Origin of the sequence: Shewanella sp. 5S214 (genome assembly GCF_041439795.1) — a bacterium.
Classification (GTDB): domain Bacteria; phylum Pseudomonadota; class Gammaproteobacteria; order Enterobacterales; family Shewanellaceae; genus Shewanella; species Shewanella vesiculosa.
In genome coordinates this window covers 23,144-45,614 of record NZ_JBGOOV010000016.1, presented here as the reverse complement: position 1 = coordinate 45,614, position 22,471 = coordinate 23,144, and the positions used below count along the sequence as shown (strand labels likewise).

The following is a 22,471-nucleotide window of genomic DNA, read 5'->3' as shown; positions in this document are numbered from 1 at the left end:
GTTATTGGGTCCCCAGACTCTATTATCCAATAACGTCATTTTTATCCAGGTTTTTAGCTTTCGCCATTGACGGCGCTTCTGCAACCATTAGCAGAGCTAACGATCAAAACCGTTTTGGCAAGGATGTTTGACCATGATAATAACTCGTCCCCCAGCAAGTTGTTATCACAGCAACAATCATTCTAATAATAAGCGCAAAATACTTGCATCCTTGCCGCTTTATTGTTTCACCGTTAGCCATTAAGGATATTGGCTAATATTACAGTTAAGGCGTTATTGGATCCCCAGACTCTATTATCCAATAACGTCATTTTTATCCAGGTTTTTAGCTTTCGCCATTGACGGCGCTTCTGCAACCATTAGCAGAGCTAACGATCAAAACCGTTTTGGCAAGGATGTTTGACCATGATAACAACTCGTCCCCCAGCAAGTTGTTATCACAGCAACAATCATTCTAATAATAAGCGCAAAATACTTGCATCCTTGCCGCTTTATTGTTTCACCGTTAGCCATTAAGGATATTGGCTAACATTACAGTTAAGGCGTTATTGGGTCCCCAGACTCTATTATCCAATAACGTCATTTTTATTCCACCCTGTGGCTGACAAGCTCAAAAGAATAATAATCTCCAACTCAGGGTTGGTTTTACAACAGCAAACATAAAAACAATAACAGACAATGCAAACAAAGGCCCCAAAGCAAAGGATGCAATGGGGCCTTTTCATATAGGATGACCCAGACTTAGCCAAACAAGCTTAAAATAACTTCATAATCATATAAAACGCTAACTTAAAAAACTAATATCATTACAATAACGTGTACTCGATTAGCGATTTATACTGCAGCCTATTACGAACAGAAAATGAGCACTTTGATATAGAATCGGCTAAATATGCTGATTTTAGCTGAGTTGTCTGCCCCATAAATTCATCTTGAATTTAGATGTAATAACTTATTGAATTAAAAAATAAAGATTAAAAAAAGAAAATATTCCCTTACCCGTTCACAACATACCTCTTAATTGTCACTTATCGTTAAAACTAAAAAAGTAAAACTATCGACTGATACGATAAAAAAACGGCTTTTTTTGTCACATTCCCAATCAAATAGTTATAAATTCACTACACTTAGTATCATTAACTCATTATTGAAGTGTCCCTATGGCCAAGGTGTTAAGCATTTGTTTTTTTATCTTTATCATAACCAGCATCATCAGTTGCGAACAGAGAACACATCAATCCACTAAGATTTCACCTACATATAAAGCATCCATTAAAATTGCGGTTTCTAGCACGCCACTTTCGTCGCCTGTTTTTATTGCCAAACAACTTGGTTACTTTGAAGCGAATGGTGTTAACGTTGAATTAGTTAAATACGACAGCGGGGTAAAATGCTTTAACGCCCTTAATGATAAGCAAGTCGATCTGGCTACCGCCTCGGAAACTGTCGTCATGTTTAATAGCTTTAAACAGAGCAACTTTTCAGTATTAACTAGCTTTGTGGAATCAGATAATGATCTTAAATTACTCAGTTTAACGCCACAAAAATATCATCGGCTGAATAACCTGCAGCACGCCAGAATAGGCATAGTCAAAGACAGCGCTAGTGAGTTTTTCTTTGATAGTTTACTGATCATGTACAATAAAACGGCACAGCCTATCACGCGAGTATATTTGCGGTCAGATGAACTTATTCCAGCATTATTAAATAATGAGGTTGATATTATTTCAGCTTGGGAGCCATTAAGTTATTTATTAACACAACAAGTAACCTCAGATACCAGTGTCATTAATAGCCGCGGCCTATATCACTTATCCTTTAACTTAATTGAGCTTAAAGAGACGACGTTATCCACCACAGAAAGGTTGGCTATACTTAAATCAATTAGTGATGCCACTGACTATATCCATACTAACCCAGAACTTGCTCAGCAAAATATTAGTCGTATTTTGAATATCGATCCATCGCAACTCCGTTACTCATGGAATGACTATACTTTTAGATTATCACTCAGCAATGCGCTATTTTCTAACATCCAAACTCAAAGCCAATGGGCTATTGATAATCAACTGGTAGATGAAGAAAACAGTGTCGATTTTAGACAGATTTTCGACCGAAAATTATTTGAAACCTTCATGAGCTTAGAGGCAGGATGGTAAGTTATGATGTTATCTAAGCGTCTTAAACTAACCGCTGCACTTTGCTCATTACTGACATTGATCGTCGGTTTATCGCTGATACAAGCTCACCATTATCAACAACAAATATACCGGCAACTCAATTACTCAATGAAATTACAAGTCAGCATTGATAGTCTTCGCAGTCAGCTATGGCTTTACCAAGAGTATAGCGATGATCGAGGGCTTTCAGAGCTTAATCTGCGCCAAGCCGAATTGGCCAAAGATCTCTCAGAAGATATTCAGTGGGCGACACAGCAAAAACTCATCATTAGCAACATCAATAGATTAAATACCAATATAAGATCACTGATTAATACTCAACATGACTTCCACAGCAAACAAGTTAATGTGGCATCAACACTGACTGCTGAACGATTATTTAAAGCGAAATACAGCATGATTATTGAAGAAATGACCGAAGAAATGTTTCGGCTTCATCAATTCTCGATAAGAAAAGCGAGTCAAAAACAACAAACATTATTATTAATGGTCGGAATGGTCTTATTTCTGTTAGCGATTATGGTAACAGCTTGGTCTATTATGACACTAATTAGGTTTAAGAAAGGGCTCGCCTCACTCAGGATCGGTATGGAAGCGCTCGCTGCAGGCGATCTCGTCAGTCAAATTAATTCTTTTGATACCGATGAATTATCTGCACTCGCTGATGATTTTAATGAAATGAAACAATCATTAGCCCAAATCACGATAAAAAAAGAAAAATTGAAACAAGAAGTTGATATTCAAACCCGCAAATTAATTGAACAGCAAGATAAGCTTATTTTTTTAGCCGAACATGACGAACTCACAGGGATTTATAATCGCCGCGCATTTATTAAGCAAATTGATGCCGCAATAGCACGTGATTTACGCGGAGAACAGCAAGCTGCATTACTGTTTATAGATCTTAATAAATTTAAAGAGATTAATGATTCTCTGGGTCATAGCATTGGTGACGAAGTGATCATGACCATCGCTAATCGTTTGGTTAATAATCTGCGTACTACTGATATTGTCGGTAGATTGGGAGGCGATGAGTTTATCATTTGGCTCGATATGATCACCGAACCTATCGATATCAAAAACAAAATAAACCAATTATTGAGCAGTATTAAGCAACCCATAACCATCGGCGAGCACACTTTACAAGTTGGGGCGAGTATTGGTATTAGTGTACTGCCTAATGATGGTTTAAACAGTCGTGAACTTATCAGTGCGGCTGATACGGCTATGTATCAAGCTAAGGCTGACCACAGGACTGAATTTTGTTTCTATACTGATGATCATCGAGTATCCGCTTTGGCTACTTCATAGGTTTGAGTATTCCAATCAAAATAATATTCTACCCCTTGCCACTCATAAACAGTGCCATTGTCACGCTGAATCACTTTGGCATTTTCGGGTAAATGATTCAAACCTTGAGCATATTGAATGCTAGTTGTGGTTTGTTGCCGTGGCGCGACTGCAACAGGCTCTAAAACCTCGATAGCTTGTGGCTGGTAGACTGCGTTCAACTGATTTTGATAGGGGTAAAAACCAGATTGGCGACTAGGATAATCATTATTTCTCCAAACCGAATTGTATCGCAAGTTATTAGCATTGCTCCAACTAACACCAATACTCGGTCCCCAATATTGGTTACCTCCCCAGCCTTGGTCCCAACCGATCCCCCAACGCCAAGGGTCACGATGTCGATAATGATTATAATGTTGGCGATGGTTATTATGTTGAGAGCCGACAGAATGAGAAACACGCTGAGAATACTCGTTCGCTAACAGAGGCTGAGCACTGACCAAACTCATCACAGTTAAGGTTACACTTGCACTAAGCCCTAATAACGGCATCAAAACCCACGGTTTGTTCACCCACATAAGTCACCTCCACAATCTGGTTCACAACATCCAGTTTACGCTAAGTATCACTAAAGTCGATATCAACAATATAGGTCTATCAAATGGCTTAACCCTATATTAGAAAAATGCTATAGTGCGCGCCATAGTGGTTTGGATTTGATTTACAGGCGGTAAACATGAGTTTTAAAGATTTACGCAGCTTCATCGATCATTTAGAAGCAAATGGAGAGTTAAAGCGCATTAGCTATCCTGTTGATCCTCATTTAGAGATGACAGAGATTGCTGATCGAGTTTTACGATCAGGTGGCCCCGCGCTGTTATTTGAAAATCCGACCAACCATACCATGCCGGTACTGGTTAACTTATTTGGTACGCCTAAACGTGTTGCTATGGCATTGGGAAAAGATGACCCTTTAGCATTACGTGAAGTCGGTGAATTATTAGCATTCTTAAAAGAACCAGAACCACCGAGTGGCTTTAAAGATGCCATAGCTAAAATACCAATGTTTAGGCAAGCGTTAAATATGCCGCCGAAAACAGTGCGCAATCCACCTTGTCAGCAAGTAGTCAAAAGCGGTGATGATGTCGACTTAACCGCGTTGCCAATCCAGCACTGCTGGCCAGGCGATGTGGCACCATTAGTCACTTGGGGATTAACCATCACCAAAGGGCCGCGACAAAAAAGACAAAATCTAGGTATTTATCGCCAACAGTTATTAAGTAAAAATAAACTGATCATGCGCTGGCTGGACCACCGTGGCGGAGCCCTAGACTTTAAAGACTTTAAACAGCTTCATCCAGGTGAACGTTATCCTGTCGTAGTGGCATTAGGTAGCGATCCTGTGACTATTTTGGGTGCTGTAACCCCAGTGCCAGATTCGATGAGTGAATATGCCTTTGCAGGCTTGTTGCGCGGCGAACGTACCGAGGTCTGTAAAGCCATTAGCTGCGATCTTGAAGTACCAGCCACCAGCGAAATTATTCTTGAAGGCTATATAGATCCTGATGAAACCGCAGTAGAAGGTCCATACGGCGATCACACGGGTTACTATAACGAAACAGACTCATTCCCAGTATTTACCGTGACCCATATTACTCACCGTAAAGATGCCATCTATCATAGTACCTATACCGGCCGTCCACCAGATGAACCGGCTATGTTAGGCGTGGCATTAAATGAAGTATTTGTTCCTATCCTACGTAAACAATACCCTGAAATTATTGACTTTTATCTGCCGCCTGAAGGCTGCTCTTATCGTATGGCAATCATTTCAATCCGTAAACAATATCCGGGTCATGCCAAGCGTGTCATGATGGGAGCATGGTCATTCCTTCGCCAATTTATGTACACCAAATTTATTGTTGTGGTTGATGAGGATGTCAATTGCCGTAATTGGCAGGATGTTATTTGGGCTATTACCACACGGATGGATCCTACTCGCGATACCATGATGGTGGATAATACCCCTATCGATTACCTTGACTTTGCATCACCCGTTGCCGGTTTAGGATCGAAAATGGGTTTAGATGCCACCAATAAATGGCCAGGCGAAACCACCAGAGAATGGGGTACTCCCATTGTGATGGATGAGACAACAAAACAAAGAATCGACCAAATTTGGGATGATCTCGGCATAGAAGATGTGCCAACATTGTAACCATAGTGATCCGGTTAGGTCGTAAATAGCTATAATTAACTGATTGATAAAAAATTATAAAAGGGTTTAAAGGACGTTAGATGAAAACCATTCGTTGTCAGATTGAAAAAGTCACCCCGTTTAATGACGCTGTATATCAAGTGTTCCTTAAACCCGAAGCAGCCTTTGATTTTAAAGCTGGCCAATACTTATCTGTGGTCATGGGTGAAAAAGACAAACGTCCTTTTTCCATTGCTTCTGCCCCAAATGCTGCCTTAATAGAATTGCATATTGGTGCTGCTGTGAGTGAAAGTTATCCCATGCAAGTCGTTGAACGACTACAAACGGCAAGCTATATTGATATTGAAGCACCTGCTGGTGACGCATTTTTACGTAGCGAAAGCCACAGACCGCGGATCTTAATTGCGGGTGGTACTGGATTTTCATATATCAAAAGTATCGTTGAAGCACAGATTGCCAACGGCGAAACCATTCAGACTAAATTGTATTGGGGCTGCCGTAACGAAGAAGCCATGTACTATCAAGACATCGCCCGTCAATGGCATGCCGAGCATTCTTGGTTAGAGTTTATTCCAGTAGTAGAACTTGCTGACGGTAACTGGGAAGGTAAAAAAGCCAATTTACTCGAGCAGATTAAGCAGGACTTTGTCAGTTTGAATGGCTACGACATCTACATTGCTGGCCGTTTTGATATGGTTGGCACGGCACGAGAATTGTTCCGTGAGCTTGGGATTGAAGAAGCCCATTTGTATGGTGATGCTTTCGCATTTATAAAATAGGCTTAATTTCAATACCAGCATTTATGCAAAATTGAATCCATAGCTCAATACTAAAACCGACATAGATGTCGGTTTTTTTATTGCCAAATTAAATATTTATTTAATCTCTGGTAATGATAATAGCTATTTACTAATATGATCTATATCTTGATATCCACTATAATTGTGAGGAAAGCAGCACAATGACTTTCCCGTTAAAAGTCGAACAATAATGGAAGTATGCCCATGAGACACAAGGACGTAATCGATAAAGAAGTCAGTCTTAATGCTAATGACGAGCTGGTATCAATTACAGACAAACGCGGCATCATTACTTACGCCAATGAGACGTTCATTAAAATCTCAGGGTTCAGTGAGCAAGAACTCGTCACTCATAATCACAATATTGTCAGACATCCCGACATGCCAGCAGAAGCTTTCAAAGAATTATGGGATAAACTCAAAGCTGGTGAATCGTGGCGTGGAATTGTTAAAAATCGCTGTAAAGACGGGAGTTACTATTGGGTTGATGCCTTTGTCTCTCCCTTGTATGAAAAGGGCCAAATTACTGGATACCAATCGGTACGCATTAAAGCAAAGCCTGAATACATTACTAATGCCCAAAAACTTTACAGCCAAATAAAACAAGGAAAAACGGCCAGTTATGTCATGACTAGCCAACATAAACGCTGGTTAGGCGCGTCAATAACCTTGGCTGCAATCATTGGCTGTGGTGTAGTTTTTAATTGGACCATGGCAGCAGTGATCTTCTCTTTAGCACTGGTTAATACACTATTATTTACCAAAGAACTCTTTTCACTGCCGAATAAGATCAACCAATATCAACAACAATATGATTCAGTCAGTCGATTAGTCTATTGTGGTAACGACAGTATTTCAGTATTGGAATTTCAACAGGTTCTGAATCAGGCGAAAATGCAAGGGGTACTTGGTCGCTCACAAGATCAAGGTAACAACTTACATCATATCGCCAATGAACTGGTTCATTCTGCTCAAGAAGCTAATCATAGTATTGAGCAACAAAAAAATAAAATTGATGAAATCGCCAGCGCAATTGAAGCGATGAACTCCTCTGTTGCAGAGATAGCCCAACATGCGATATCGACCTCAGATCATGTAAACAAGGCACAGCAAGTGTGTCTTGAAAGTAGAACGGAAATGCACGCTAACCGTAATAGTATTGAGCGATTAGCGACTTCAGTTTCGGCAGCGGCATCGAATGCGCACTTATTAAATAAAGAAGCAGATAATGTCTCTAATGCCATGCAAGAAATTCAAAGCATTGCTGAGCAAACTAATTTGCTTGCACTTAATGCTGCCATTGAAGCCGCACGTGCTGGCGAGCAGGGGCGTGGATTTGCCGTCGTAGCAGATGAAGTTCGAACCTTATCAAGTAGAACTCAGCTCTCAACAGAGCTCATCTCTAAAAGCGTGCAATCTATGCATGCTATGCTTATTAATTGGACCGACGAAATGCAAGCCAGTAAACTTCAGGCTGATACGTGCGCAAGGGACATAGGATTTGCCTCGACAAAATTTGAAGATATCTATCAAAGCGTGAATGAGATAAACCAATTTACACAACAAAATACTGTTGCAGCAGAGCAACAAAAACGGGTTACCGCAGAGGTAACCCATAATATCCATACGATTACAGAATTAAGCCACAGTAACTTGGCAAGCTTAAATGTGATTGAAGTTGCTGCATTAAATATTAAAACTCACGCAGATAAAGCCAAAGAACTCCGCCACACTTTCAGAGTATAAAAAAAGATTGCCTACTGCAAAAAACATTAGGCAATTTTTTGTATTCTGCTGATCAATTCTTTAAAATTAGCCCACATTATTTTTCGCAGGTAAGCCCATGCAACTCAGCCAATTAACTCAACCGATTTACGATCACTTATACCGCGACATCTTTGAGTTTCGCAGCACATTTGACTTACCCGTCAACGACGAGACCAGTCTTGATCACAAAGCAGACACTTTGCATACATCACTGATTATCGAAGAAATGACCGAGCTTGCCGAAGCGGATTCTCGTATTGAACAAGCTGATGCTATTGTTGATTCTGTCTACGTGTTAATGGGCCGTTTAGTGCACTTAGGAGCGACTCAGGTAAGCGATCGTTTAGAGATAAGCTATCTTGTCGATTTATTGCTTAACGTGGCTAAGAACCGTGAAATAGACTTTATTAAATGTTGGAATGAAGTGCATTCAAGCAACATGAGCAAAGTGTGCCGCAACCAGCAAGAATTAGCTGAAACCATTGCCCACTATGCCAAACAAGGTGTTGAAATTGTTGGTAGTACTAAAGGTGAGTTTATTATCGCTAAATGCGCTAAAGACGTTGATATGGCCGGTAAAGTGGTTCGTCAAGGTAAGGTATTAAAGTCAGTTTATTACCGCCCGGCTGACTTAACCACATTAGTGCGAGACTAATCGACAAATTAGCTCGTGGGCTTAGTTCGCCAGTACTGATTTACTCACAAAAAAATGCGCTTTCATCAGCGCATTTTTTATGCGTTTTTGAAGATTACTCAGCCACAGTAACTCTACTATTGTTAAGCGCCTGAATGAACCGCTGCGGACTATCCACACTCAAATACACCGTTTTCATCGGTTCAGGTAACTGACCCATACCACCATGATAAATAACCGCACGTTTTAGGGTAATAATAACATTACATTGTCCGCGGCCAATCATAATCGTTTCTGCTTGGTCTTTATTTAATTCGATTGATTCTTGATGTGTCACACTGGCTATATCGGCCATGCTTACCACCATAAATCCCCACAAGGAGTTATTGATAACTAGGTTGTCTCGCATAAAATATAAAGAGTAATAGCGTGACAGTCGATGGTTAGCCACAATAGACATCAAGGTATAGGCAATGATGCTTGATACAATAATCGCCACCCACTCACTCCACGATGCCAGTAATACGTAACTCAGACTCGACGCACCAACACAACCGATAAGCATTAACCACACATGCCAGCGTGTAGCGCTAACAAGATTGATATTGGCAATTACTGGTGGATGATGACGTGAAAACCATGGGATAGAATAAAACCAGTTAGTCGCTTCACTGGCCATAATAAGCGCGATAGTTAAGCTTTTATCATCACCATCTCGATAGGTTTCCACCGCCCCAACTCGAGGATCGCCCTTTAACTTTCGTACCTTAATCAAGCCACGAGCGACGCTGACAATTAAGTACAGTTGGATCACTAATAACACGGCAATAATTGGGTAGCGCAGCCAGGCCACAAACTCAAAGTAATGGGCAATTTCTGCAGGAAAACTTAGCCGTGCAACCAAGCTGCTTAAACTGAAAATAACAATTATTTTCCACAGTTTCTGAGCGCCCATTTTAATAATGCAATACCAATAACACAGTGGTAGCAACACAAAATAAAGCGCAGAAATAATACCAAGCGTCAACTTGTCAGCATGGCTCGTTAACGACTCTGGGGTTAACTGAACGCCTAAGAAAAAACTGCATAGCATTGACACTAAAAAAACTAACCGATACTTAACTGTTGCTCTCATTCAATACTCATCCTTGGGTAATCTCAGTTTAATTAATGCTGCACTGTAGAAATTGATATGGGGGTAAATAAAAATAAAACAAGTTATTAACATATCAGCAAAAATGAATTGTACGCAGATTGATTGCCACAAAAATGGTTACAGGAAATGATTACAGGATATAAAGGATCGACTGTGGATCTTAGCTAGATGCTTCGTTTAAACAGCCAAGATAAACCGTGTATTGCCGTGGTTGGAAAAGCCATTGAATGGTCTGCTTCAGGGATGAGCAAAAATTTAAGCTGTAATGTACCTGCTTGAGCAGAAGGGTGAGATTGGAGTAGTTTAAAAAAAGCGCGCGCATCGGTAACCATCTGATGACCATCATGGGTGTAAGGTGGTTTTTCTAATTCGCCAATGCCAATAAACACCTTGGCAGATATTGCTGGCGTTTGCTGAAAACGCTGAGCAAACTGCTGCAATAATTGTTTATTATCAAACCATAGAGATGGGCTACCCAACACGTAATACGCAAATAGCTTTGGCTGTTCTAATAAAATATATGCGCCGAGTAACCCGCCTAACGAATTACCCACAAAGGTGTTTTGTTGGGTGTCGACTCGATAGTTTTTTTCAATAAAGGGCATAACAACCTGGCTGATAAAGGCAACGTGGCGCTTAGCCTCGCCAGTAGGTAGTTTCCAACTTGCATCGTGACTTGGGGTATAGTCGCGGATCCGACTCGCCGAACCTTTACTTGGCCTCTGATAGCCAATAGCGACTAAAATAGCTTGCTGCATCATATTGGTGTTCATTGGAAATCGCGTCGCACCAGACACCACTTGCAAGCTATACATAGAATCCGTCATATAGACGACAGGGTAACGATGAGTGCTATTGTGGCGATAATCTTTTGGCAATTTGATCATCACTTGATAGTGGCGATCACCATCTTCAAGCACAAATTGACGGGTACGAGGAATATTAACTAGCGCAGCAGAAGAATGCACATCAGCAGTGTTGTTTGGTAAGCCAGCCAGTACAGCATCATTGTGAGTTGACGCACTGGCGAGGGATAACCAACAACACATTATCGCGACGATTAACCAAACAGTTGTTTTCATGCATCCCTGCCACAAGATAATAAACCACAAACCTTAAATCATATAATCCAGTGCAAGTGCAATAAACACTACCATGCCTGCCCAGTTATTATTTAAAAAGGCTTTAAAACATGGTGCACGTTCACGACCAAAGATTAATCGTTGCTGGTACACACCAAACCCAATGAAGCTAATAATGCCCAAGCCATAAATAACTCCACGATCGGCCACCAGCCCAGCCATAACAAAACACCCTAGGGCAGCAAGTTGAAATATGCCGATAATCTGTCGATCAAAGCGACCAAACAAGATGGCGGTTGATTTAATGCCGACTTTTAAGTCATCGTCACGATCGACTATGGCATACATAGTGTCATACGCTACCGTCCAACACCAATTCGCCATAAATAACCACCAAGCTTCCACTGGCACTTCACCAAGTTGAGCGGCATAGGCCATCGGAATAGACCAACTCCACACAATACCTAAAAACATCTGTGGCATGTTGGTCACCCGTTTCATAAACGGATACATCACTGTTAACACAATCCCGACCACAGATAACTGCACGACTAATGGATTGAGTAATAACACTAAGCTAAACGCAAGCAAACCTAAGACTGTAAATAAGCTCAGTGCCTCTTTAACAGACACTTCTCCCGATACTAAAGGACGCATACTGGTGCGCTCAACATGCGCATCTAAATTGCGATCAGCAAAATCATTAATAATGCAGCCATTAGCACGCATAATGACTACGCCAACCACGAAAATCACCAGTACCTTAATATCTGGTAACCCTTGAGCAGCTAACACTAAGGCCATTAAACATGGCCAGAGCAGAAGTAAGGTGCCAATGGGTCTATCAATCCGCATCAGTCGCGCATAAGCATGCAGCTTGTCTTGCAATAACATTGGTTTCATCTCTCCCTGATTTTGCCAGCGAAACACCTTAACAACGCTCTAATTTTGCTAGTGACACTAACAGCCATTTACTGCCAAAATCGACAAAATTAACTTGTACACGGCCTTTTTCACCAGAACCTTCAAAGCTAGTCACAACCCCTTCGCCAAACTTAAAGTGCTTCACTTTAGAACCCACTTTATGGCCTGTATCATTAAAACCATGAGGTTTTTTAGTCACAGTAACCGCTGCTGCACGAGCAGGGAAACGCTGACTAATTGATGGCGTGACCTGAGCACGAATGCGAATTTGTTCAACAAACTTTTCAGGAATCTCATTAATGAAGCGCGATGGGCTGGCATAATCTTCACGACCGTAAATACGACGAGATTCAGCATAACTGATATACAGTTTTTGCATGGCACGGGTCATACCGACATAACACAAACGGCGTTCTTCATCTAAACGATCGCCTTCGTCTAATGCCATCTTGCTCGGGAATAATCCTTCTTCAACGCCCGCCATAAACACCATTGGAAACTCAAGTCCTTTAGCAGAATGCAAGGTCATCAACTGAACGGCATCGGTAAAGGCGTCAGCCTGACCTTCACCAGCTTCTAATGCAGCATGAGACAAAAAGGCATTTAACTCGCCCATGTCTTCAAGCTCTTCAGGCATTTCGAAACTGCGCGCGGCGGTGACTAATTCATTTAAGTTTTCAATTCGCGCTTGGGCTTTCTCGCCTTTTTCAGCCTCGTACATGGTACGCAAGCCAGAACGATCAATCACGCTATCTGCCATGCGGTACAGCAACATATCTGCCGTATCCGTACGCATTGCAATAATCAGTTCCATAAAGCCATTGATGGCATTAGCCGCACGTCCAGCAAGGACCTTTTCTTCAATTAAACTCACGCAAGCTTGCCACAGAGTCAGCTCATGCTGTCTTGCGGTTGAGCGGATAATATCCAAAGTACGATCGCCGATACCACGAGCTGGGGTATTCACCACACGCTCAAATGCCGCATCATCATTTTGGTTATTAATCAGACGCATATAGCCCATCGCATCTTTAATTTCTTGGCGCTCGAAAAAGCGTAAACCACCGTAAATACGGTACGCTAACCCTTTGTGTAAAAAAGCCTCTTCTAATACCCGTGATTGCGCATTTGAACGATATAAAATAGCGCATTCGCTCAAACTACCGCCTTTGTCATGCCAGTCGCTAATGCGACCGACAATAAACTTGGCTTCATCCATCTCATTAAAGGCGCAATAAACTGAAATCGGCTCACCATCTTTATCTTCAGTCCATAACTCTTTGCCTAGACGGTCAGGGTTATTAGAGATAACCGCGTTAGAAGCATTCAAAATATTCGCGGTTGAACGATAATTTTGCTCTAAACGAATGGTGGTCGCACCGGAAAAATCTTTTAAGAAACGATGTAAGTTTTCTATTTGCGCACCACGCCAGCCATAAATAGACTGATCGTCATCACCAACTATCATCACATTGGCAGTATTACCCGCTAACACCCGGATCCACGCATATTGAATCGCGTTAGTATCTTGAAACTCATCGACTAAAATATGACGGAAGCGCTCTTGGTAATGGGCCAGTAAGTGTGGTTTATTGAGCCATAACTCGTGAGCACGCAATAAAATTTCAGCAAAGTCGACCAAGCCCGCGCGATCGCAAGACTCTTGGTAAACCTTATAAATATTCAGTAAATTTTGTTCAATAGGAAAACCACCCGCATCAATATGCTTAGGGCGTAAGCCTTGGTCTTTTTTACCGTTAATATAGCCTTGGGCCTGACGAGGAGGATATTGCTTCTCATCTAAATTAAGGCTTTTAAGAATACGTTTTAATAAACGCAACTGATCGTCTGAATCGATAATCTGAAAGCTTTGCGGTAAATTGGCATCTTGATAGTGAGTGCGAAGTAAGCGGTGAGCTAAACCGTGGAATGTACCTATCCACATGCGCCCCATATTTGTGCCCACAACCTTTTCAACCCGTTCACGCATTTCTGCCGCGGCTTTATTGGTAAAGGTCACTGCCAAAATAGAATATGGACTTTGTTGTTCTACTTGCATTAACCACGCAATACGATGAGTTAATACACGGGTTTTACCGCTACCGGCACCCGCTAACACCAACATATTTGAAAGTGGCGCGCCGACTGCCTCACGCTGCTTATCGTTTAGGCCGTCTAATAATGATGATACGTCCATTCTTCCTCCCAGAAATCTGCGGGACATTATATCTTAAATAGCGGCTTAATGGCGTGCAATACTTCAGCTATTTTATAACAACAATTCACTGCGCTGGCTGAGATAATCTAGTCAGCGGAGTAATATCAAAGCCACTAAAATCATCGGGTTGTGATGTTTAACTGCGACAACGAGGCCTAAATTGACAAAGTCGTAAGCGAAAATTACTATACAAATAAAGGTGTTAATTAATTTTAGTATTAGCCAATAGCTCTGATAGTTGCTAAAACGCACTAAATAGATGACTAAAAACAGTAGATTGATTTTTTATACTTGTGGTAAATAAGCTGGGTAATTGTGCTTGTTTAGGACTATTTATTTTAAGTAACCTGTTTACTATCCTTGTTAATACTCAAGTCGATTAAAAATGCATTTATTACCCACAGCATGCGCTGTATAGGTTGTCATATTGGATATCAAAGATTTAGAGTTATTCATTGCGGTAGCAAAGTTAGGCAGTTTTTCTAAAGCTGCAAAATCTTTTGATACTCGCAGAGCATTAGTCAGTCGTCGTATTGGGGAAATAGAAAAACAGCTCGGGGCACCTTTATTTACCCGCACCACAAGAGTAATGACTTTAACCACCGCGGGTCGGCAATACCTTGCTCAAATCGAACCTTTAGTGAATCAATTAAATCATGCTGGTTATGTGTTCAAACATCGTCATGACGAAGTGCAAGGCAAGTTGCGCATTGGCTTACTGCCGTTTGTCGACAAGCTTATGGATAAATATATCGCTCGTTTCATTCATGCTTATCCGCAAGTGCAATTAGAAGTATTAATTGTCTCCGCTGGCAGCAAAGAGCTCAATCGCTTAGGACTCGATGTGATTATTGATGCTAATGAGGTCAATGGAGCCAACCTTGCGGTTCATAAACTGACAACCTTCGAGCGTAAAATCTATGCTAGCCCAGGTTATTTAGAAAAATCATCACTTATAGAGAATACCGATGATCTGCAATACCACTCTTTATTAGGCTTTAGAGATGCCCATGGCCAACTTGAGCAAACTTGGCATTTTCAACACGCTAATGTGCCCACGCACTACAAAGTTATTTGCAGTGATTTTAACTCCCTGTATCACTTCTGTTTAGCGGGAGCGGGTATCGCATTGTTGCCACATGTGATCGCTGATGAAGCTGTCGAGCTGGGGCAATTGATTAACATTTTACCGCAACACAGCATCGGCTTTGCTGATATCAGCTTGGTATACTCCACCAAAAGCCCTCAATCTTCTGTGGCCAAAGCCTTTTGCGAGCATTTGTTTACCGAAATGGCGGCGAATTAGAGTACTAAACAACTCACGGTAATATGTAATAAGCCATAAAAAAAGGTTAGCGAATTTGCTAACCTTTTTTGTGTCAATGTTCACTGCCCTGCGATCAACAGCGCTTAACCGAGATCACTATTTCTGATCGTCTTTCAAGCCAATACTGTCCATCCAGTATTCAAAATTCACTAAGTTACCCGGTAACACAATGCGGCTATCAGGTTTGCTTAAGCCATCAAGTTGTCTCATATATTGCTCACCGAGTTGCATCCGCAAGGCACTTTGCCCACCTTCAGATGAAATCACCACAGCTAAGCGCTCAATTGATTCAGCCGTCGCTTTAGCTAACGTCAAAATCTCTTGAGCTTTACCTTCGGCCTCATTGATACGGCGTTGCATTTCACCTTCAGAGCGGTTAATGGTTTCCGCCATCACACCTTCTGAACGGTTAATTTTGCTTTGCTTATCACCTTCACTTTTAGCTAGCAATGCCCGGCGCTCACGCTCGGCATTCACCTGCATTTCCATGGCATTTTTAACCGTTTCAGGTGGGGTAATATTTTTAATCTCATAACGGTGAACGCGAATCCCCCACATAGAACCAGCTTCATCGAGCACTTCCACCACTTTAGCTGAAATCACATCACGCTCTTCAAAGGTGCGATCAAGATCTAGAGTTCCGATCACTGAACGTGTTGTTGTTTGGGCTAGCTGAATAGCAGCATAACGGTAATCAGTAATACCATAACTGGCTTTAACGGGATCGGTAACCGAAATATAAATCACCCCATCCACTTCAACATTCACTTCATCACTGGAAAAACACTCTTGCGGCGGTACATCAATGGTTTCTTCCTTTAAGTCGTGGATATAAGCCACTTTATCAAAGAAGGGGATCAGAGCATGGAAGCCTGCATCTAAAGTACTGTGATATTTACCTAAACGCTCAACAATATAAGCTGACTTTGTCGGAACCAGGCAAATAGATTGAAATAATTTCAGCACAAAGATAGCAAAAATAATGCCCCAAATCGCCATCACGATAAGATCGGTATCAATTCCATTAAACGACATTAGCGTGCTCCTTTTTCTGATGAATTGGATACGGCATGAGTCACTTGTTCCATGCCTTCAAAAAAGCCTTCTAACTTAGCCATTTCTGCAGGCACCACTGAGACTTGAGCTTCAGATAAAATCTTACCAACTTGACCAATAAACTGCTCTTTTAACAGCATATTCATTGCATCATTGCCACCATTAACCGTTAAAGATTTACAGATCATTTCCATGCCTTCAGCCTTGGCATTAGCAATAATCGAAATTTCTTGTCCGGTACCTAAAGCCTCATTAATACGTTTCTGTTTTTGACCTTCAGATAAATTAATCGCTTCTTGGCGTTCACCTTGCGACATATTAATCATTGCCGCTTTTTCAGCATTGGCTAAGGTGATTTCAGCTCGCTTACGACGCTCAGCTTCCATTTGTTTTTCAAGGGTATGAATCACTTTTTGCGAAGGTGAGATATTCTTTATTTCATAGCGTAAGACTTTGATCCCCCAAGGATCGGATGCTTTATCAATTTCACGCACAATCGATTCATTTAAACTGTCACGCTCTGAAAACGTTTGTGTCAATGTCAGCTTACCAATTTCTGAACGCATAGTGGTTTGCGCTAAGTTAACTGCTGCACGGCGATAATTTTCAATACCATAACTGGCAAGCTTACCGTCCATCACCTTAAGGTAGACCAAGCCATCAACCTCTAATTGGGTGTTATCTTTTGAAATACAACTTTGTGGTGGCACATCAAGCACTTCTTCACGCGTGTCGTGTCGATAAGCAACGCGATCGACAAACGGAACAAGAAAATGAAACCCTGGCTCGAGTACGGTACGGAACTTACCTAAACGCTCAATGACATGTACTTCTCGCATTGGCACGATTAACATTAATTTGTACAAAATGAATAATACAAATAAAAAAACAATGGTTAACACAAACATATCTGCTCCCTTTTAATCTGACTTTCCTAGATGACGCTTAATAGCTATCACAGCACTATATTATTAGTTTATTAAATAAAAATGTTGGTTAAGTACAAATCACAATACTCAAAATCACTATACTGAATCAATTATAGGCTCAACAACAAAAGCAATATTATCTCGACAAATAATCCTAACTTTGGTGCCCTTTTTTATCAGAGTACCATCACCTAATGCAGTCCAATTAGAGCCTAAGCAGCTAATTCTACCGGTCTTTTGACCTGGGCCTATGGCTTGCTTTACGATAGCGACCTGGTTATAGAGGTCCACTTCTTCGTCGGTATTATCCACATGAGAATCCCCTCCGACCAAACGTTGGGTCACATGACGAAAACTCAATAACAGCACCATAGAGGCCATAAACCATAGTGTCAGACTTTGCACCATGCCTTCGACAATACCAATAGCCAGTGCTGATGCGACGATAACACAAGCCGCACCCAATAAAATAACAATGCCCCCAGGAATGACAATTTCCGAGAGCATTAATAACAGCCCAAGTACTAGCCAGACTGCAATGGGATTTGAAAGTTCCATATTATCCTCCATACAATGAGAATGACCTTAAATTTACTATAACAGCTTTATGAATCATTGCGACATATTATGTCAAATTAACTTGTTTTATTAAATATGATACGCACCTCATCAACTCAACATTGCCTGCAGATAAACGAAAAACATTAACTTATATAGCTAGTGAATTAAGCCTCAGTGACCAGTATAAAAATAACACGTCCCCTTCACCATAACAGTGCAAACATATCATCGCTGTGTGTCACATCATATTGGCAGTGTTATTAAGCATTACATTATTATATTAACCACGAAAACAATGAAATCTGTATATTTGGCTCAGTTTTAATTGTGATTTATCACAATATTGAATATATTGCGCCCCATTGTGCACCAATAGAAATAATAGCTCACAAATTTACACTCAAGCGAGCTACAATTAACTCTAAAATGCTCCATTGTGGCGTACTTGGCCACTTAACTAACCGGAAGAAAAATGAAAAAAATCTGCCTATTAGCAACACTTATACTTTCTCAAAATGTTTTTGCTGATGATTTAGTGCAATGGTGGGATGTTAGCGCAACTGTCTTGCATGGCGAAAACTATGACTTAGCACCATCAGAAAGGCAAACCACTATTACGCTGGAAACCGCTGGTGGCTGGAAATATGGCGATTGGTTTGTCTTCCAAGATTTTATTAATTTTAATGGCAATAATAACGGTGTTGATAGCACCACTTATGGCGAAATTTCACCGCGTTTTAGTGCGAGCAAAATATTAGGTCAGCCAGTTGGCTTTGGTGCGATAAAAGATGTCTCTTTAGCACTGACTTTCGAAGAAGGTGAAGGCCCAGTTAACAGCATGCTTTATGGTATTGGTTTAGACATTGACGTACCATTTTTTAGCTACTTACAGCTAAACACCTACCGTCGTGATGCCATAAGCAATGGCAATATCAGTGATGGTTGGCAATTCACCCCGGTATTTAGAATCGACATGCCTATCGGTAATGCCAATATAATTGTTGATGGTTTTATTGATTGGGTATTTTCTGCCGACAATAACGGCTATGACGAAAACCTACACATTAATCCGCAAATCAAATATGACTTAGGCAAAAGTTTATTTGGTGATCACAAACAAAACCAGCTGCTAGTCGGTTTTGAATATGATTACTGGCAGAGTAAATATGGTGTTGCTGGTATTGATCAAAATACCTATTCAATCATTGCACAATATCATTTCTAATCCGCGTAGCAATTGATAATAATCAGCTAACAAAAAAGGTGCCTAGGGCACCTTTTTTAATACGTATTTTTACGTAATCGCTGATTAAAAGCGTTAACTTACGCTAGCAATTTTTTCGCTGCTGCGACAACAATAGAAACGGCACTCACTTCAGTTTTCTTCATTGTTGCTTCATCAGGAATTTCTTGCTGTGTACGGTTAACAATAACACCCGCAACACATGCTGCACGCCAACCTTGAGTCGCACACATAGTAAATAGTGTCGCTGATTCCATTTCATAGTTCAGCACGCCCATTGATTGCCATTCTTTCATAGAACCAACAAAACGCTGAGTAATGCGACCAGACACAGTATCGTAACGCTCTTGACCTGGATAGAAGGTGTCAGAAGAAGCAGTGATACCAACATGTGGTTCTACACCTGCATCACGACATGCTGCAACCATAGCTGTAGTACATTCAAAGTTTGCTGCAGCTGGGAACTCAAGCGGTGCAAAATGTAAGCTCGCACCATCTAAACGTACAGAAGCTTGAGTGACAATAACATCACCTACATTGACGTTTGGTTGAATGGCGCCAGTGGTACCTACGCGCAAGAATGTTCTTACACCTAGTTGTGCTAATTCTTCAACTGCAATAGACGTTGATGGTCCGCCGATACCTGTTGAACAAACAACCACAGCTTTGCCATCGATATAAGCTAAATAGCTAGTATATTCACGATGACTTGCTAAGAATGTTGCATTGTCCATTAGCTCGGCAATTCGCTTAACACGTTCTGGATCACCAGGAACGATTGCTAAGGTTGCGCCATCTAACATTTTTTTAGTTAATCCTAAGTGAAATACATCGGACATTATGAAAACCCCTTTCATTTTTGAATATTAAATTCTTATATCACAGACTTTAACCTAGTCTTTCGAACGATAAGGTTAACTTGATCACATATAAATTCATAATAGATAATATTGATTCGTTAAATTATTACTAATAAATGACCATAACCCACCAAATACATGGACTTCAGCATAATGGAGGACAGGCATAAACAACAATCTATTTATCTAACCCAAAAAGCATTAACGTGATTTACATCAAGTTAACCTAACAGCAATGATTCTAGGCTGAAGCTAACCACCATCACAGAGTGTCACGCGCATACAATAGTCGCTTTAATATATGCCATCTTTGGAAGAGCTGTTGATACTGCTGCAGGGACTCATGATTTTATACAATCAATGTCAATTACCATTATGCCATTAATCTGTTCGATATGAGATCGGCATTGTCAACTTAACTTATAAGGAGTCACGTATGTTTCCAGAGTACCGAGATTTAATTACAACACTTAAAACAACTGATAATCATTTTTTAAAAAAATTTAATGAACATAATCAGCTTGATGCAGAAATTACCGAATTAGAAAAACACAGTAGCAGCGATGCTACACCAGAGCTCAAACTAATGAAAACTAAGCGATTACATCTTAAAGAACAAATATTTGAGATGTTAAAAAGCCATCAGGAATAAAACTAAGTTCAGGTCACAGATAAAAATAAAGGACGCACTAGCGTCCTTTTGTCTTACAAAGAATGATATCTAAAACCAATCAGTTAAAGGTAATAATCTTTAAGTGGCGGAAAACCGTTAAAACAGACTGCCGAGTATGTGGTGGTGTAAGCACCTGCAGTTAACCAATACATGCGGTCACCAATAGCAAGATCAACCGGTAAACCATAACTGTAATGCTCGTACATAATATCAGCGCTATCACAGGTTGGTCCGGCAATCACACACTTATCTAACTCCCCTCTGCGGTCAGTGTAGATAGGGAATTTAATGGCTTCGTCCATGGTTTCAATTAAACCAGAGAATTTACCCACATCAGTAAATACCCAACGCTCTAAAGCGGTGTGCGACTTACGTGAAATCAACACCACTTCAGACACCAATACGCCGGCATTTGAAAGTAATGAACGACCCGGTTCTAAAATGATTTCAGGCAATTCATCACCAAAATCTTCTTCTAGGAAATGCTTAATCTGCTGTGCATAAATGCCTAACTCATTAGTTTTATCCATGTAGTTAGCAGGAAAACCACCACCTAAGTTAATCATTTTAAGTACGATGCCATGTTCTTCTTTTAAACGGTCATAGATACTTTTTACTTTGCCGATAGCAGAATCCCACGCACCGATATCACGTTGTTGTGAACCTACATGGAACGAAATACCATGAGGTTGTAAGCCTAACTCTTTTGCTAACACTAATAAGTCATAAGCCATTTCATTTTGGCAACCAAACTTACGCGATAAAGGCCAGTCAGCGGTGTGGGTACCTTCAGTTAAAATACGTACATATACTTTTGAACCTGGGGCTTCTTCAGCAATCATACGTAAATCAGCTTCAGAATCTGAAGCGAACATACGAACGCCTTGCTTATAGAAAGAGCGAACATCTACACGTTTCTTAATAGTGTTGCCGTAGCTAACACGATCAGTAGAAACGCCTATCGACGTCACCATTTCAAGTTCGTAAATGGATGCAATATCAAAGTTTGAACCTTTATCTCGCAATAAAGTTAAAATCTCTTTGGCCGGATTTGCCTTAACCGCATAATAAATATTTGCGAAAGGAAAATTGGTAACCATATCATCGTATTGTTTCGCAACGATTTGGGTGTCAATAACGACAAATGGCGTTGGCTTATCTTCAGCAAATGCCTTAATGCGGTCAAACGTGTCCTTGTCATAATAATCTGCAACATCAATCGATTGAAATTGGCTCATTAGGCCAGTGCCTCCTGTTAGTTGGGCGAAAAAAGTGTCAATGCTATTGTGTAAAAACATGCGCAGTAAACGATATTTCTAATCATTACGCAACGAATTTTTATGCAGGAAGTGTAGTTTTTTATTCTTTAAAGCAATTTAATCAAAATGTCTAAATTGCCAACCCACTTATCCGCATTATTGATTCGCTTTTGTGCCTAAAAGTATAGTCATTCGTGAAGATAATGCGCATGAAGCCGGTAAAATATTTCACTATGATGGCTTTTACACTCGCCTCAGATTTAGCCCTGAGTATGGAAAGTTGTTATTATCTAG

General features: G+C 40.7%; 19 protein-coding genes. 9 read left to right on the top strand and 10 right to left on the bottom strand.

Annotated elements, in window-relative coordinates; all coding sequences use genetic code 11:
• The first annotated feature begins 1,160 nt into the window (after positions 1 to 1,160).
• Together ACED29_RS12055 and ACED29_RS12050 are read left to right on the top strand one after the other, a co-directional pair.
• Entirely contained in the window at positions 1,161 to 2,159 is a 999-nt protein-coding gene (locus ACED29_RS12055) for an ABC transporter substrate-binding protein (protein ID WP_182696725.1), read from the top strand.
• A 3-nt stretch (positions 2,160 to 2,162) separates the two neighbouring features.
• Positions 2,163 to 3,491, top strand: a complete 1,329-nt coding sequence (locus ACED29_RS12050) for a diguanylate cyclase domain-containing protein (RefSeq protein ID WP_371697757.1) — start codon at positions 2,163 to 2,165, stop codon at positions 3,489 to 3,491.
• On the opposite strand, the gene ACED29_RS12045 is transcribed toward ACED29_RS12050, so the two are convergent.
• Positions 3,461 to 4,048, bottom strand: a complete 588-nt coding sequence (locus ACED29_RS12045; protein WP_371697756.1) for a hypothetical protein — start codon at positions 4,046 to 4,048, stop codon at positions 3,461 to 3,463. The genes ACED29_RS12050 and ACED29_RS12045 overlap by 31 nt on opposite strands.
• Before the next feature lie 158 nt (positions 4,049 to 4,206).
• Here ACED29_RS12045 and ubiD point away from each other — a divergent pair, with 158 nt between their 5' ends.
• From ubiD to ACED29_RS12025, 4 genes are all read left to right on the top strand, one after another.
• Positions 4,207 to 5,688 (top strand): 4-hydroxy-3-polyprenylbenzoate decarboxylase, encoded by a 1,482-nt coding sequence (ubiD, locus tag ACED29_RS12040; RefSeq protein WP_182696728.1) that lies wholly within the window; start codon positions 4,207 to 4,209, stop codon positions 5,686 to 5,688.
• 80 nt (positions 5,689 to 5,768) lie between these two features.
• On the top strand, positions 5,769 to 6,467 hold the full coding sequence (gene fre, locus ACED29_RS12035) for an NAD(P)H-flavin reductase (RefSeq protein WP_371697755.1): 699 nt from the start codon (positions 5,769 to 5,771) through the stop codon (positions 6,465 to 6,467).
• 225 nt (positions 6,468 to 6,692) lie between these two features.
• Positions 6,693 to 8,234, top strand: coding sequence for a PAS domain-containing methyl-accepting chemotaxis protein (locus tag ACED29_RS12030; protein WP_273057896.1), 1,542 nt, complete (start codon positions 6,693 to 6,695; stop codon positions 8,232 to 8,234).
• 97 nt (positions 8,235 to 8,331) lie between these two features.
• Complete coding sequence (locus ACED29_RS12025; RefSeq protein WP_182722374.1) at positions 8,332 to 8,910, top strand: nucleoside triphosphate pyrophosphohydrolase family protein; 579 nt, start codon at positions 8,332 to 8,334, stop codon at positions 8,908 to 8,910.
• A gap of 94 nt (positions 8,911 to 9,004) precedes the next feature.
• Here ACED29_RS12025 and ACED29_RS12020 read toward each other — a convergent pair whose 3' ends face one another.
• The 4 genes from ACED29_RS12020 to uvrD all read right to left on the bottom strand — a co-directional run bounded on the left by ACED29_RS12020 (position 9,005) and on the right by uvrD (position 14,248).
• On the bottom strand, positions 9,005 to 10,024 hold the full coding sequence (locus tag ACED29_RS12020; RefSeq protein WP_371697754.1) for a hypothetical protein: 1,020 nt from the start codon (positions 10,022 to 10,024) through the stop codon (positions 9,005 to 9,007).
• A gap of 185 nt (positions 10,025 to 10,209) precedes the next feature.
• Complete coding sequence (locus tag ACED29_RS12015) at positions 10,210 to 11,127, bottom strand: alpha/beta hydrolase (protein ID WP_182696732.1); 918 nt, start codon at positions 11,125 to 11,127, stop codon at positions 10,210 to 10,212.
• Positions 11,128 to 11,160: 33 nt separating this feature from the next.
• A complete protein-coding gene (gene ubiA, locus ACED29_RS12010) occupies positions 11,161 to 12,021 on the bottom strand; it encodes a 4-hydroxybenzoate octaprenyltransferase (RefSeq protein WP_124015361.1) in 861 nt (286 codons plus the stop codon).
• A 37-nt stretch (positions 12,022 to 12,058) separates the two neighbouring features.
• Entirely contained in the window at positions 12,059 to 14,248 is a 2,190-nt protein-coding gene (uvrD, locus tag ACED29_RS12005) for a DNA helicase II (RefSeq protein ID WP_124015093.1), read from the bottom strand.
• Between the two features lie 448 nt (positions 14,249 to 14,696).
• Between uvrD and ACED29_RS12000 the strand changes: the two genes are divergently transcribed.
• The gene (locus ACED29_RS12000) at positions 14,697 to 15,575 is read left to right on the top strand and encodes a LysR family transcriptional regulator (protein ID WP_182741600.1); all 879 of its coding nucleotides are present in this window, start codon (positions 14,697 to 14,699) and stop codon (positions 15,573 to 15,575) included.
• A gap of 117 nt (positions 15,576 to 15,692) precedes the next feature.
• Here ACED29_RS12000 and ACED29_RS11995 read toward each other — a convergent pair whose 3' ends face one another.
• The 3 genes from ACED29_RS11995 to ACED29_RS11985 all read right to left on the bottom strand — a co-directional run bounded on the left by ACED29_RS11995 (position 15,693) and on the right by ACED29_RS11985 (position 18,139).
• The gene (locus tag ACED29_RS11995; protein ID WP_124015095.1) at positions 15,693 to 16,631 is read right to left on the bottom strand and encodes an SPFH domain-containing protein; all 939 of its coding nucleotides are present in this window, start codon (positions 16,629 to 16,631) and stop codon (positions 15,693 to 15,695) included.
• Positions 16,631 to 17,560 carry a slipin family protein gene (locus ACED29_RS11990; RefSeq protein ID WP_182696734.1) on the bottom strand — a complete coding sequence of 310 codons (930 nt, stop codon included), beginning with the start codon at positions 17,558 to 17,560 and terminating at the stop codon, positions 16,631 to 16,633. The genes ACED29_RS11995 and ACED29_RS11990 overlap by 1 nt, the downstream gene beginning before the upstream one ends.
• Before the next feature lie 117 nt (positions 17,561 to 17,677).
• Positions 17,678 to 18,139 carry an NfeD family protein gene (locus tag ACED29_RS11985; protein WP_182696735.1) on the bottom strand — a complete coding sequence of 154 codons (462 nt, stop codon included), beginning with the start codon at positions 18,137 to 18,139 and terminating at the stop codon, positions 17,678 to 17,680.
• A 475-nt stretch (positions 18,140 to 18,614) separates the two neighbouring features.
• On the opposite strand from ACED29_RS11985, the gene ACED29_RS11980 reads away from it, so the two are divergent.
• Complete coding sequence (locus tag ACED29_RS11980) at positions 18,615 to 19,367, top strand: outer membrane protein OmpK (protein ID WP_124015098.1); 753 nt, start codon at positions 18,615 to 18,617, stop codon at positions 19,365 to 19,367.
• Between the two features lie 98 nt (positions 19,368 to 19,465).
• Here the strand turns inward: ACED29_RS11980 and udp are convergent, their stop codons facing one another.
• Positions 19,466 to 20,224 (bottom strand): uridine phosphorylase, encoded by a 759-nt coding sequence (udp, locus tag ACED29_RS11975; RefSeq protein ID WP_124015099.1) that lies wholly within the window; start codon positions 20,222 to 20,224, stop codon positions 19,466 to 19,468.
• A 457-nt stretch (positions 20,225 to 20,681) separates the two neighbouring features.
• On the opposite strand from udp, the gene ACED29_RS11970 reads away from it, so the two are divergent.
• Positions 20,682 to 20,897 carry a YdcH family protein gene (locus ACED29_RS11970; protein ID WP_124015100.1) on the top strand — a complete coding sequence of 72 codons (216 nt, stop codon included), beginning with the start codon at positions 20,682 to 20,684 and terminating at the stop codon, positions 20,895 to 20,897.
• Positions 20,898 to 20,980: 83 nt separating this feature from the next.
• Here the strand turns inward: ACED29_RS11970 and ACED29_RS11965 are convergent, their stop codons facing one another.
• A complete protein-coding gene (locus ACED29_RS11965; protein WP_124015101.1) occupies positions 20,981 to 22,156 on the bottom strand; it encodes a type III PLP-dependent enzyme in 1,176 nt (391 codons plus the stop codon).
• Positions 22,157 to 22,471 lie beyond the last annotated feature (315 nt).

Bases quoted from the DNA above. Each gene is read 5' to 3' on its own strand.
- ACED29_RS12055 (WP_182696725.1), top strand. From the start codon at position 1,161: ATGGCCAAGGTGTTAAGCATTTGTTTTTTTATCTTTATCATAACCAGC.
- ACED29_RS12050 (WP_371697757.1), top strand. From the start codon at position 2,163: ATGATGTTATCTAAGCGTCTTAAACTAACCGCTGCACTTTGCTCATTA.
- ACED29_RS12045 (WP_371697756.1), bottom strand. From the start codon at position 4,048: ATGTGGGTGAACAAACCGTGGGTTTTGATGCCGTTATTAGGGCTTAGT.
- ubiD (WP_182696728.1), top strand. From the start codon at position 4,207: ATGAGTTTTAAAGATTTACGCAGCTTCATCGATCATTTAGAAGCAAAT.
- fre (WP_371697755.1), top strand. From the start codon at position 5,769: ATGAAAACCATTCGTTGTCAGATTGAAAAAGTCACCCCGTTTAATGAC.
- ACED29_RS12030 (WP_273057896.1), top strand. From the start codon at position 6,693: ATGAGACACAAGGACGTAATCGATAAAGAAGTCAGTCTTAATGCTAAT.
- ACED29_RS12025 (WP_182722374.1), top strand. From the start codon at position 8,332: ATGCAACTCAGCCAATTAACTCAACCGATTTACGATCACTTATACCGC.
- ACED29_RS12020 (WP_371697754.1), bottom strand. From the start codon at position 10,024: ATGAGAGCAACAGTTAAGTATCGGTTAGTTTTTTTAGTGTCAATGCTA.
- ACED29_RS12015 (WP_182696732.1), bottom strand. From the start codon at position 11,127: ATGAAAACAACTGTTTGGTTAATCGTCGCGATAATGTGTTGTTGGTTA.
- ubiA (WP_124015361.1), bottom strand. From the start codon at position 12,021: ATGTTATTGCAAGACAAGCTGCATGCTTATGCGCGACTGATGCGGATT.
- uvrD (WP_124015093.1), bottom strand. From the start codon at position 14,248: ATGGACGTATCATCATTATTAGACGGCCTAAACGATAAGCAGCGTGAG.
- ACED29_RS11995 (WP_124015095.1), bottom strand. From the start codon at position 16,631: ATGTCGTTTAATGGAATTGATACCGATCTTATCGTGATGGCGATTTGG.
- ACED29_RS11990 (WP_182696734.1), bottom strand. From the start codon at position 17,560: ATGTTTGTGTTAACCATTGTTTTTTTATTTGTATTATTCATTTTGTAC.
- ACED29_RS11985 (WP_182696735.1), bottom strand. From the start codon at position 18,139: ATGGAACTTTCAAATCCCATTGCAGTCTGGCTAGTACTTGGGCTGTTA.
- ACED29_RS11980 (WP_124015098.1), top strand. From the start codon at position 18,615: ATGAAAAAAATCTGCCTATTAGCAACACTTATACTTTCTCAAAATGTT.
- udp (WP_124015099.1), bottom strand. From the start codon at position 20,224: ATGTCCGATGTATTTCACTTAGGATTAACTAAAAAAATGTTAGATGGC.
- ACED29_RS11970 (WP_124015100.1), top strand. From the start codon at position 20,682: ATGTTTCCAGAGTACCGAGATTTAATTACAACACTTAAAACAACTGAT.
- ACED29_RS11965 (WP_124015101.1), bottom strand. From the start codon at position 22,156: ATGAGCCAATTTCAATCGATTGATGTTGCAGATTATTATGACAAGGAC.